Source organism: uncultured Kocuria sp. (assembly GCF_947500125.1).
Lineage (GTDB): Bacteria > Actinomycetota > Actinomycetes > Actinomycetales > Micrococcaceae > Kocuria.
The window spans coordinates 56,535-67,881 of sequence record NZ_CANMRA010000024.1 but is presented as its reverse complement, the minus strand read 5'-3'; the positions used below and the strand labels follow the sequence as shown (position 1 = coordinate 67,881).

Here is an 11,347-nt window from a genome sequence, read left to right as displayed (position 1 = left end):
GTCGATCCGGGCGCGCAGCGCCACGTACTGGCCGGGCAGGTAGTCGTAGTCGTCCACGAGCTCCGGGGGCACCGCGAAGGCGACCTCGACGGAGTCCGCGGTGAGCTTGCGGACCTGGGAGACCTCGAGGGTGTTGAACGTGGCCCGGCGCCGGGCCGGGGCGGTGATCTCGGTCATCAGTGCACCTTGAAGTAGTCGAAGGGTTCCAGGCACTCGTTGCAGACGTGGAGCGCCTTGCACGCGGTCGACCCGAAGCGGGTCAGCTCGCGGGTGTTCAGGGAGTGGCAGCGCGGGCACTTGACGGTGAGCCCCAGTCGGACGGGGCCGGCGGCGGCCCGGCCGGTGGGCGGGGCGATGCCGTACTCGTCGAGCTTGCGCTTGCCGTCCTCGCTCATCCAGTCCGTGGTCCACGCCGGCTGCAGCACGAGGTCGACGCGCACGTCGTCGTAGCCCTGCGCGTTGAGCGCCCGGGTGACGTCGGTGGTGATGGTCTCCATCGCGGGGCACCCGGAGTAGGTCGGGGTGATGACGACGACGGCGCGCCCGCCCTCGACCCTCGCGCCCCGCAGGATGCCGAGGTCGGCGATGGAGAGCACGGGGATCTCGGGGTCGTTCACCGTGGCGGCGATGTCCCAGACGCGGCCGGCGGCCTCGTCCCGGGGGCGCAGCTCCCGGCCGGTGACCTGCGTGCTGCCGGTCTGCTCGGAGTCGGTCATCGTCATCGCCTCCTCACCAGGTGGCGCCGGGGTGCTGGCGTGCCAGCACCTGCATCTCGGCAAGGATGTGGCCGCGCTGCTCGCTGAACTGCCCGGAGCGGTCGCCGCCCCAGGCGCCCAGGACCTCGGGGACCGACAGCTCCGCCTCGTCGAGGACGGCCTTGAGCCGCGTGTCGAAGTCGGCCCGCAGCGAGGAGGGGCGCACGGCGACGTCCCCGAGGGACTCGATGAGCTCGTCGTCGTGGAACAGCTCGTCCACGTAGGGCCACATGTAGTACAGCCCCGCCTCGATCCGGCGCCGGGACTCCTCGGTGCCCAGGGCCAGGCGCAGCAGCCACTGGCTCGCGTGGTCCTGGTGGTACTCGATCTCCTTGAGCGCCTTGTCCGCGATGGCCGCGAGCGTCGGGTCGGAGGAGCGGACCAGGCGCCGGTACAGCTCGTACTGGTAGTAGGAGAAGATCAGCTGCCGGGCGATGGTCTGCCCGAAGTCGCCGTTCTCCTGCTCCACGAGGCGGCAGGAGCGGAACTCCTCCTCGTCGCGGAAATAGGCGAGGTCGTCCTCGGTCTTCCCCCACGCGGTGCCCGCGTAGCTGAGGAAGAACCGGGCGTGCCCGAGCAGGTCCAGGGCGATGTTGGCCAGCGCGATGTCCTCCTCGAGCTCCGGGGCCCGGGCGATCCACCAGCCCAGGCGCTGGGCGAGCATCAGGGCGTCGTCGCCCAGGTACAGCGCGTAGCGGGCCACGTCCTCGGGGGCCTTCGCCCCGCCGGCCGCGATGTCCTCCGCGGTGATCGCCTCGCCGGCGCTCTGCCGGGTCGCGGAATCGTGGGATGCAAAGCTCACAGGTGCTTCACCCCTTCGCTCTTGGTGTAGTACGTGGCGTGGCGGTAGCTCTTGCCCTGCGCGGACTCGAAGAAGCCGCCCTTGGAGTCGGGGTCCGACGCGGTGATGGCCGCGGAGGGCACGACCCACACGGAGGTCCCCTCGTTGCGGCGGGTGTAGAGGTCCCGGGCGTTGCGCACGGCCATCGTGGCGTCCGGGGCGTGCAGGGATCCGGCGTGGACGTGGGAGAGCCCGCGCGAGGACCGCACGAACACCTCCCACAGGGGCCACTCGTCCGAGGGCGCGCCGATCGGGCTCACGGTGTTCTCGCTCATGCTCAGGCTCCGATGAGTTCGGCGGAGCTGCGCTCCGCGGCGGTCTTGCGGGCATAGGCGGCGGCGGCCTCGCGGACCCAGGCGCCGTCCTCGTGGGCCGTGCGGCGGCGCTGCATGCGCTGGAGGTTGCACGGGCCCTTGCCGCCGACGACGGCCTTGAACTCGTCCCAGTCCAGCGGGCCGTAGTCGTAGTGGCCGCGCTCCTCGTTCCACTTCAGGTCCGGGTCCGGCAGGGTCAGGTCCAGCGCCGCGGCCTGCTCCACGATCATGTCCACGAAGCGCTGGCGCAGCTCGTCGTTGGAGAAGCGCTTGATGTTCCACGCCATGGACTGCTTCGAGTTGGGCGAGTCGTCGTCCGGGGGGCCGAACATCTGCAGGGAGGGGCCGTAGAAGCGGTTCACGGCGTCCTGCGCCATCTGCTTCTGGGCGGGCGTGCCGTGGGAGAGCTCGTAGAGGATCTCCCAGCCCTGGCGCTGGTGGAAGGACTCCTCCTTGCAGATGCGGACCATGGCCCGGCCGTAGGGGCCGTAGGAGGCCCGGCACAGCGGGACCTGGTTGGCGATCGCCGCGCCGTCCACGAGCCAGCCGATGGCGCCCATGTCGGCCCAGGTGCGCGCGGGGTAGTTGAAGATCGAGGAGTACTTGGCCCGGCCGTCCAGCAGCTGCTGGTTGAGCTCGGAGCGCGGGGTGCCCAGGGTCTCGGCGGCGGAGTAGAGGTACAGCCCGTGGCCGGCCTCGTCCTGCACCTTGGCCATCAGGATGGCCTTGCGCTTGAGGGACGGCGCCCGGGAGATCCAGTTGCCCTCCGGCTGCATGCCGATGATCTCGGAGTGGGCGTGCTGCGAGACCTGGCGGACCAGCGTCTTGCGGTAGGCGGCGGGCATCCAGTCGCGCGGCTCGATCCGGGAGTCCTCGGCGATGATGCGGTCGAAGTGCTCCTCGCCCGCGCGGTCGAGCTCGGCCTGCTCGGCCGCGTCCGCGGCGGGCACTGCGTGGAGGCCCGTGTTCTGCGTAGTCATGGTGTCCCTCTTCCGACGAGATGGCGCCGCGGGGCGGGAGGGCCGCACGCGACTAACTGACCGTTCGTTCAGAATATGTGCCCGTGCGGGCGGCGTCAACAGGTGGTTCCCGAGTTCGGCAGGGTGCTGTCGAGCGGCGCCCGGGTTGACATGGGCGGCGGAGTGGGATTGTCTACTGACCATTCGGTCGTGAATTGTGAGGAGAGTTACATGTCCCAGGGCCATCCGATCCTCGCGGGGGACCACACCTCGCGCTGGATGGGCATCACCGTGGACCGCGCCGAGTACGGCCACGCCCAGATCCGCATGACGCTGCGGGAGGAGATGCTCAACGGGTTCGGCATCGCCCACGGGGGCATGGTCTTCGCCTTCGCGGACACCTGCTTCGCCCTCGCGTGCAACGACCCGGCCGGCGACGGCAGCACCATCACGGTGGCCGCGGGGGTGGACATCAACTTCCTGGCCTCGGCCTACCGCGGGCAGGAGCTCACCGCCGTGGGGACCGTGCGCGCCCAGGCCGGGCGCAGCGGCGTCTACGACATCCAGGTCCTGGCCGACGACCGGCTCATCGCCGAGTTCCGGGGCCGCAGCCGCACCATCCCGAATCCGGCCCTCCGGGCGGCGACGCCCGCGGAGCGGCCGGCCGAGGAGCCGGCCGCCGATCCGGCCGAGCAGCCCGTCCTGCAGCCCGCCCAGCCGTCCGTCCCGCAGCCCGAGGAAGTCTGACATGACCGAGTGCTCCGTCCCCAACCCCTACACCCCCGCACCCGCCCCCGCGGACCGGTCGCAGCCGGACCGCGAGGAGACGATGAGCCGGGACCAGATCGAATCCCTGCAGGTCGAGCGGCTGCGCTGGACCCTGCACCACGCCTACGAGAACGTGGCCGCCTACACCGAGCTCTTCGACGGCCACGGGGTGCACCCCGGCGACTTCAAGGAGCTCGAGGACCTGCGGCTCTTCCCGTACACGGACAAGGAGTTCCTGCGGAAGGCGTACCCGTTCAAGTCCCTCGCGGTGCCGATGAGCGAGGTCCGGCGGATCCACGCCTCCTCCGGCACCACCGGGCAGCCCACCGTGGTGGCCTACACCCAGAACGACATCGACACCTGGGCGGGCCTCGTGGCCCGCTGCTTCCGGCTTTCGGGCGTGCGGCCCGGCGACAAGGTGCACAACGCCTACGGCTACGGCCTGTTCACGGGCGGGCTCGGGGCCCACTACGGCGCCGAGCGCCTGGGCTGCGCCGTCATCCCCATGTCCGGCGGGCAGACCGAGAAGCAGGTCCAGATGATTCGGGACTTCGAGCCCGAGGCCATCCTCTCGACCCCCACCTACCTGCTGACCATCGCGGACGGCTTCAGGAAGCTCGGCCTGGACCCGCGGGAGACGTCGCTGCGCACCGCGGTGCTCGGGGCGGAGCCCTGGACCGAGGAGATGCGCCGGGAGATCGAGACGGCCTTCGACGTCGACGCGTGCGACATCTACGGACTCTCGGAGGTCATGGGCCCCGGGGTGGCCGGGGAGTCCGCCGCGTCCAAGGACGGCTCGCACATCTGGGAGGACCACTTCCGCCCCGAGATCATCGACCCGTTCACGGACGAGGTGCAGGAGACCGGCCGGCCCGGCGAGCTCGTGTTCACGGCGCTCACCAAGGAGGCCCTGCCGATCATCCGCTACCGCACCCATGACCTGACCCGCCTGCTCCCCGGCACGGACCGGCCCGGGCACCGGCGGATGGGCCGGATCACGGGCCGCTCCGACGACATGATCATCCTGCGCGGGGTCAACCTGTTCCCCTCCCAGATCGAGGAGCTCGCCCTCCAGGTGCCGGAGCTGAGCCCGCACTTCACGCTCGAGATCACCCGCCCGCACCGGATGGACCAGATGACCATCAACATCGAGCGGCGCGAGCAGGTGACCGTCGAGGCCGCCGAGGCCGGCGGCCAGAAGCTCCTGCACGCGATCAAGACGAAGATCGGTTCCTCCGCCTCGATCCGGATCGCCGAGCCGGGAACCCTCGCCCGGTCCTCCGGCAAGCTGCGCCGCGTCTACGACCACCGCAAAGACGCGTGACGTCCCGCTCGCCGGCCCTGCCGTGACCAGCCCCCGAGACCGCTCGGGGGCTCGTCGCGTCATAGGATCGTTGTCCTGTCCCTCCCCACCGAGATCGAGGTCCTCATGACGCACGCACCGGCGACCGCTCTCCCGGCCGGCGCGGCCCCGCGCCGCGGCCGGCCCGGCTACGACCGCGAGACGCTGCTCGCCGTGTGCGTGGAGGTCTTCAACGTCCACGGCTACGACGCCACGTCGATGGGCACGCTCTCCAAGCACCTGGGCATCTCGAAGTCCGCGATCTACCACCACGTGGAGTCCAAGGAGGAGATCCTCGAGCAGGCGCTCGGCCGGGCCCTGGACGCGCTCGAGGAGGTCCTGGCCTCCGCGGAGCGGACCGAGGCCCCCGCGGTCCAGCGGCTCGAGCAGGTGATCCGGGGCACCGTGCGCGTGCTCGTGGAGCAGATGCCCTACGTGACGCTGCTGCTGCGGCTGCGGGGCAACTCGGAGGTCGAGACCCGGGCGCTCGAGCGCCGTCGCACGGTCACCCGCCGGGTAGGCGCGCTCATCGAGCAGGCCCAGGCGGAGGGGGACCTGCGCCGCGACCTCAGCGGGCGGTCGGCCTCCCGGCTGCTCCTGGGCATGATCAACTCGATCGTCGACTGGTACCGGCCCGATGCGGGCCAGCCCTGGGAGGAGCTGGCCGAGACCGTCGTCGTGCTCGCGTTCTCGGGGCTGCGGGTCCCCTGATCCGGGCGCAGCCCGCAGGGGCTGACCCGGGCCCGCGGCACCCGCCCGGGGCGTCGCCGGCCGGGTCCGGTGCTACCGGTCCGGGGCGGGCAGCACCGTCCCGTCGGCGGTCTCGTTCCGGGGCTCCACGCCCAGCCGGGCCCCCCTGCCGTCCTCGTCCACGGCGAGCATGTTCGCCGTGCCGAAGATGCCCGCGCCCACGGTGACGTCGTGGCCCCGGCGGCGCAGCTCCTGGACGGCCGCTGCCGAGAAGTCCGACTCCACCTGCAGGGTGTTGCCGGCCCCGTGGGGGTGGTTGGACGCGGGGAAGGCCGTGCTGACGAAGCGCGGCTGCGCCACCGCCTCCTGGGGCGTCATGCCGAAGTCCACCACGTTCATGAACTGCTGCAGCTGCCCCTGCGGCTGGGTGTCGATCCCGGTGTTGCCGCCGAGCAGGTAGGGCCGGCCGTCGCGCAGGGCCATGAAGGGGGCGGAGGTGTGCCGCACCGTGGCCCCGGGCGCCACGGCGTTGACGTTGTCCTCGTCGAGCGACAGGAAGCTCATGCGCTCGTTGATGTGGATCCCGGTGTCCCCCACCACCAGGAACTGCCCGCCCAGGCTCGTGGTCACGGCCGCGGCGTTGCCGGAGCGGTCGGTGAGATGGAACGTGGTGGTGTCCGAGGCCTGCCGGTCGAGCCCGCTGTCGATCGGCCACCGCGCGGCGCGGTCGTCGTCGATGCGCGCCCGCTGGGCCCGGGCGTACTCGTCCGACAGCAGCCGCGCCACGGGCACGTCGGTGCGCTCGGGATCGCCCACACGCGCGTACCGGTCGGCGAAGGCCAGCTTGACGGCCTCCACCTGCCGGTGGACCACGTCGGGGTCCTCGGGGGAGCGGCCGGAGAAGTCGTCCTCGTCCAGGATGTTGAGGGCCTGCAGCATCGCGATGCCCTGGCTGTTGGGCGGGTTCTGGTGGACCGTCACGTCCGCTCCGTAGTCGATGGAGATCGGCTCGACGATCTGTGCCGAGTAGCCGCTGAAGTCCTCCAGGGTGAGGTATCCGTCGTCCTGCTCCGAGAAGGCGACGACGGCCTCCGCGACGGGCCCGCGGTAGAAGTGGTCCCGTGCCGCCCGGATCCCGGCGGCGCGGTCGGCCCCGCCGTCGGCCTCGCCGTCGTAGGCGGCCACCAGGTCCTCGAAGGTGCCGGCCATGTCCCACTGGTGCACGGTGTCGCCCGCCTCCAGCAGGGCGCCGTCGCGGGTGTAGAGCTCCGTCATGACCGGGCTCTGCCGGATGTTCGCCTCCTCCCGGGTCAGCCAGTAGACCATCTCCGAGCTCGCGGGATACCCCTCGCGGGCCACCGCGATCGCCGGCGCGAGGACCTCGCCCAGTCCCAGCTCGCCGTACTCGTCGAGCCAGAGCATCCATCCGTCCCAGGCGCCGGGGAGGATCGCCTGGTGCATGCCGAAGTCGCCGGCGCGGGGGCGGTAGTCCTCGAGCGTCGCCGCGCCGCCGACCGGCCCCACGCCGTTCAGGCTCGTCACGTCGTCGCTGTCCGCGTCGTAGTACAGCGCCCACGTGCCGCCGCCGAGCACGCTCGAGTAGTAGGGCTCCACCACGCTCAGCACGGCGGCGACCGCGACCGCGGCATCGGCGGCGGTGCCGCCGGCCTCGAGGATCTCCGTGCCCGCGGCGGTGGCCAGCTCGTGCGAGGACACCACCGCCTGGACGTGCGGGGCGGGCTCCTCGGCTGCGTCCGGCGCGGTCGTCGTGGCCGGCCCCGGCGTCTCCGCGGGCGAGGCCGGGGCGGAGGCCGCGGTCCCGGTCGGCCCCGACGGGGTCCCCGCGGCGGGCTCCGCGTCCGGTGCGCACCCCGTGAGCCCGAGCAGGAGGGACAGCGCGACGGCGGCCTTCCGGTGAGCGGGGCTCGAGATCCGGCGCATCGCGTCTCCTCCGGCCGTGGCGTCCGACGGCGGTCCTGCGCGGCGGGGCGCCGGCACGCGCGAGGGTCTGGGCAGCGTGCTGGTCAGGCTAGCACCGGGCACCCCGCCGCGAACAGGCCGCTCCGGTCTCCCGGTCCCGCCTCTGCCACCTGCCGAGCCCCCAGGCACAGCGCAGTCCCCCATGCTGTGGCGTGGGGGACTGCGTGCGCCGTGGGGGCTCGGCGGTCCGGGACGGGCCTCGCCCGGGTCAGCCGGTCAGGCGGTGGGCCAGGTCTTCGCGACCAGGGTCAGCACGTCGTAGGTCGCGACGATCTCGTCGTGCTGGTTGTGCAGGATCGCGTCCCAGCAGACCTCGCCGTACTCGTCGGTGACCCGCGGGGTGATCTGCTTGGCGGTGAGGGTCACCCGGATGTGGTCGTCGTAGGTCACCGGCGTGATGAACCGCAGGTTCTCCAGTCCGTAGTTGGCCAGCACGGGGCCGGGGGCCGGCTCCACGAACAGTCCGGCCGCCCAGGAGACCAGCAGGTAACCGTGGGCCACCCGGCGCGGGAAGAACGGGTTGGCCGTGGCGGCCTCCTCGTCGGTGTGCGCGTAGAAGGTGTCGCCGGTCTTCTCGGCGAACTCGGTGATGTCCTCGAGGGTCACGGTGCGCAGCTCGGAGGCGAACTGGTCGCCGATCCGCAGGGTCTCCAGGGACTTGCGGAACGGGTGCTCGCCGGTGCCGTTCTCGACCGCCTCGCGGGTCACGGTCTGCGCCGCGGCGCCCCGGTGCCACACGCCGGTCACGGCCGTGAGGATGTCCGGGGGGCCCTGGATCGCGGTGCGCTGCATGTAGTGCTTGACGCCGCGCACGCCGCCCAGCTCCTCGCCGCCGCCGGCGCGGCCGGGGCCGCCGTGGATCAGGTGCGGCATCGGAGAGCCGTGACCGGTGGAGGTCTTCGCGTCCTGGCGGTTGAGGAAGTGCACGCGCCCGTGGTGCGAGCCGATGCCCGCGATGAACCGGGCGGCGGTCGCGCCGTCGTTCGTGCACACGGTCGCCACGAGCGAGCCGCCGCCGAGCGCGGCCAGCCGCACGGCGTCGTCGACGTCGGTGTAGCCGAGGACGGAGGTCACGGGGCCGAAGGCCTCGACGAAGTGCACCTCGGGGGTGTCCGGGTCCTCGAAGGACAGCACCGTGACGGGGAAGAACGCGCCCGCCTCGGTGTCGGCGTCGCCCACGGAGGCGTCCGGTCCGCCCAGGCGGACGGTGCCGCCGGCGGCGATCAGGCGCTCCACGGCCTTGCGCACCTCGCCCTGCTGCTCCTTGGAGGCCAGGGCGCCCATGGTGACGCCCTCGGTGCGGGGGTCGCCGATGACCACGCGCTGCTGCACCCGCTCGGCGACGGCCGCCACGACGTCCTCCACACGATCCTGCGGGACGATGACGCGCCGGATGGCCGTGCACTTCTGCCCGGCCTTGGAGGTGATCTCGGTGAACACCGCCTTCACGAACGCCTCGAACTCCGGGGTCTCCGGGGTGGCGTCGGGGCCGAGGATCGCGGCGTTGAGGGAGTCCGTCTCGGCGGTGAAGCGCACCCCGCCGTTGATGACGTTCTCGTGGTGGCGCAGCGACTGCGCAGTGCCGGCGGAGCCGGTGAAGGCCACGTGGTCGCGGTAGTCCAGGTGGTCGAGCAGGTCGCGGGCGGAGCCGGAGACCAGCTGGAGGGAGCCCTCGGGCAGGATGCCGGAGTCGATCATCAGGCGCACGCAGGCGGCCGTGACGTAGCCGGTGGGCGTCGCCGGCTTCACCACGGTCGGCATGCCGGCGAGAAAGGCCGGGGCGAACTTCTCGAGCATGCCCCACACCGGGAAGTTGAACGCGTTGATCTGCACGGCGACACCGGGCATGCGGGTGTAGATGTGCTCGCCCAGGAAGGACCCGTCCTTGGAGAGCTGCTCCACGGCGCCGTCCACGATGACGTTGGCGTTGGGCAGCTCGCGTCGGCCCTTCGAGGAGAACGTGAAGAGGGTGCCGATGCCGCCGTCCACGTCGAAGAAGTGGTCCTTCAGGGTGGCCCCGGTCGAGTAGGAGAGGTCGTAGAGCTCCTGCTTGTGCTCGTCGAGGTACTGGGCGAGCTGCTTGAGCTTGAGGGCCCGCTCGTGGATGGTGAGCTCCCCGAGGGCGCGCTGGCCCACGGTGCGGCCGTAGTCCACGGCGGAGGCGATGTCGATGCCGTCCGTGGACACGCGCGCCATGACCTCGCCGGTTGAGGCGTCGGCCACCTCCGTGACCTTCTGGGGGTTCTCCGGCGTCCACCACCGGCCCCGCAGGTAGCTGGGGAGGATGGTCTGGGTCTGTGCTGCCACGGTGCGTGGTCCTTTCGCTCGGGTGCGTGCGGGCGGACGGTCCGTCGCCCGCATCCTGACCGATCGTTCGGTATTATGACCACGATAACCTACGTCACACTCCGGGACCACCGCCCCGCGGTGCTCCCGCGCCACGTCCCCGAGCCCCCACGTCCCCGAGCCCCGGAGGAGCACCATGACCACGACCGAGACCCATGAGCCCTGGCGCATCGTCCTTGGCGAGCTGGACGAGAAGATGGGCGTCACCGTCCTCGAGGAGTCGGCCGAGCGCGTGGTCGCCTCCATGCCTGTCGAGGGCAACCGTCAGTCGCTGGGCCTGCTCCACGGCGGGGCCATGGTCGCTCTCGGGGAGGCCGTGGGCTCCTGGGCGGCGGTGATCCACGCGTCCACCATGGGCAAGGTCGCCGTGGGCGTGGACGTCAACGCCACCCACCACCGGTCCTCCCGCACGGGCACCGTGACGGCCACGGCCACCGCCCTGCAGCTCGGCCGGTCCCTCACGTGCCACGAGGTGGTCATCGAGCACGAGGACGGCACGCGGCTGTGCACCGTGCGGATCACGAACTTCCTCAAGGACAGGCCGCAGCAGGCCGGGAACCCGGCGGAGCTGCAGGCCGGGAACCGGGCGGAGAAGTAGGCCGGGAACCCGGCGGGGAACCTGATCAGGAGCGGATCAGGACGCGCGGCCGAGCCGCCGGCGCAGGGCCGCCAGCTCCTCGGGGGCCAGCCCGGCCTCCACGAGCCAGCGCGAGGCGTCGAACCCGGTCAGCAGCTCCGCGAGGGCCGCCCGGCGCTCCGCCAGCAGCGCGGTGAGCTCGTGCTCCGGGTGATGGCGCTCCACGGGGTGGGGAACGGGTGCGACGCGGTGCCACTCGTTGATCCCGCGCGCGGCGGCCTCGTCCTCCGCGAGGAGGCGCTCCGGGGGCGCCCCGGCCACGCCCAGGAGCAGCAGGGCGAGCACCCCGGTGCGGTCGCGGCCGGCCGAGCAGTGCACCACCACCGCGCCCTCGGCGCTCGCCACCGTCCGCACGGCCTCGACGAGGAGTCCCGGGAACAGCCGCAGGTAGTCGCGGTAGCCGCGCGGGTGGTTGAGGTAGGGCGTGCCCACCAGCGGGAACTGCGGGTGGGCGGGGTCCTCGGTGGGGCGGTGCAGCACCGTGATGCCGGCGCGGGCGGCCGGTTCGTCCACGGGGTCCGTGGGCCGGCGGCGCCGCTCGTCGGCGTTGCGCAGGTCCACGACCGTGCGCACGCCGTCCGCCGCGGCGGCGCGCCAGCCCGCCGGGCTCAGCCGCTCGGAGCGGCCCATCCGCCACACGTCGCCCGCCAGGCGCCGGGCGTTGAGCGCGCCGTCCCAGGTGGCGGGGGCGCCGGGCTGTGTGTGCATGCCCCCA

General features: G+C 72.3%; 11 protein-coding genes and 1 pseudogene. 4 read left to right on the top strand and 8 right to left on the bottom strand.

Going from position 1 to position 11,347, the window contains the following annotated elements:
* From Q0817_RS14940 to paaA, 5 genes and pseudogenes are all read right to left on the bottom strand, one after another.
* A pseudogene (locus Q0817_RS14940) lies at positions 1–177 on the bottom strand (phenylacetate-CoA oxygenase/reductase subunit PaaK); the annotation flags it as partial.
* Positions 177–722, bottom strand: coding sequence for a 1,2-phenylacetyl-CoA epoxidase subunit PaaD (paaD, locus tag Q0817_RS14935; protein ID WP_298589876.1), 546 nt, complete (start codon positions 720–722; stop codon positions 177–179). The gene paaD and the pseudogene Q0817_RS14940, both read right to left, overlap by 1 nt.
* A 7-nt stretch (positions 723–729) precedes the next feature.
* Entirely contained in the window at positions 730–1,557 is an 828-nt protein-coding gene (gene paaC, locus Q0817_RS14930) for a 1,2-phenylacetyl-CoA epoxidase subunit PaaC (RefSeq protein ID WP_058875442.1), read from the bottom strand.
* Positions 1,554–1,871 carry a 1,2-phenylacetyl-CoA epoxidase subunit PaaB gene (paaB, locus tag Q0817_RS14925; protein WP_017833090.1) on the bottom strand — a complete coding sequence of 106 codons (318 nt, stop codon included), beginning with the start codon at positions 1,869–1,871 and terminating at the stop codon, positions 1,554–1,556. The genes paaC and paaB overlap by 4 nt, the downstream gene beginning before the upstream one ends.
* 2 nt (positions 1,872–1,873) lie before the next feature.
* A complete protein-coding gene (paaA, locus tag Q0817_RS14920) occupies positions 1,874–2,890 on the bottom strand; it encodes a 1,2-phenylacetyl-CoA epoxidase subunit PaaA (RefSeq protein WP_298589867.1) in 1,017 nt (338 codons plus the stop codon).
* Positions 2,891–3,100: 210 nt separating this feature from the next.
* Here paaA and Q0817_RS14915 point away from each other — a divergent pair, with 210 nt between their 5' ends.
* The 3 genes from Q0817_RS14915 to Q0817_RS14905 all read left to right on the top strand — a co-directional run bounded on the left by Q0817_RS14915 (position 3,101) and on the right by Q0817_RS14905 (position 5,690).
* Complete coding sequence (locus tag Q0817_RS14915; RefSeq protein WP_298589864.1) at positions 3,101–3,616, top strand: hotdog fold thioesterase; 516 nt, start codon at positions 3,101–3,103, stop codon at positions 3,614–3,616.
* A 1-nt stretch (position 3,617) separates the two neighbouring features.
* Complete coding sequence (locus Q0817_RS14910) at positions 3,618–4,961, top strand: phenylacetate--CoA ligase family protein (protein WP_298589861.1); 1,344 nt, start codon at positions 3,618–3,620, stop codon at positions 4,959–4,961.
* A 105-nt stretch (positions 4,962–5,066) separates the two neighbouring features.
* The gene (locus tag Q0817_RS14905) at positions 5,067–5,690 is read left to right on the top strand and encodes a TetR/AcrR family transcriptional regulator (RefSeq protein WP_298589858.1); all 624 of its coding nucleotides are present in this window, start codon (positions 5,067–5,069) and stop codon (positions 5,688–5,690) included.
* A 72-nt stretch (positions 5,691–5,762) separates the two neighbouring features.
* Here Q0817_RS14905 and Q0817_RS14900 read toward each other — a convergent pair whose 3' ends face one another.
* Positions 5,763–7,610, bottom strand: a complete 1,848-nt coding sequence (locus Q0817_RS14900) for a gamma-glutamyltransferase family protein (RefSeq protein WP_298589855.1) — start codon at positions 7,608–7,610, stop codon at positions 5,763–5,765.
* Positions 7,611–7,865: 255 nt separating this feature from the next.
* A complete protein-coding gene (paaZ, locus tag Q0817_RS14895; RefSeq protein WP_298589852.1) occupies positions 7,866–9,956 on the bottom strand; it encodes a phenylacetic acid degradation bifunctional protein PaaZ in 2,091 nt (696 codons plus the stop codon).
* A 175-nt stretch (positions 9,957–10,131) separates the two neighbouring features.
* On the opposite strand from paaZ, the gene Q0817_RS14890 reads away from it, so the two are divergent.
* The gene (locus tag Q0817_RS14890) at positions 10,132–10,593 is read left to right on the top strand and encodes a PaaI family thioesterase (protein ID WP_298589849.1); all 462 of its coding nucleotides are present in this window, start codon (positions 10,132–10,134) and stop codon (positions 10,591–10,593) included.
* A gap of 36 nt (positions 10,594–10,629) precedes the next feature.
* Here Q0817_RS14890 and Q0817_RS14885 read toward each other — a convergent pair whose 3' ends face one another.
* Positions 10,630–11,340, bottom strand: a complete 711-nt coding sequence (locus Q0817_RS14885; RefSeq protein WP_298589846.1) for a tyrosine-protein phosphatase — start codon at positions 11,338–11,340, stop codon at positions 10,630–10,632.
* Between the last annotated feature and the right edge of the window lie 7 nt (positions 11,341–11,347).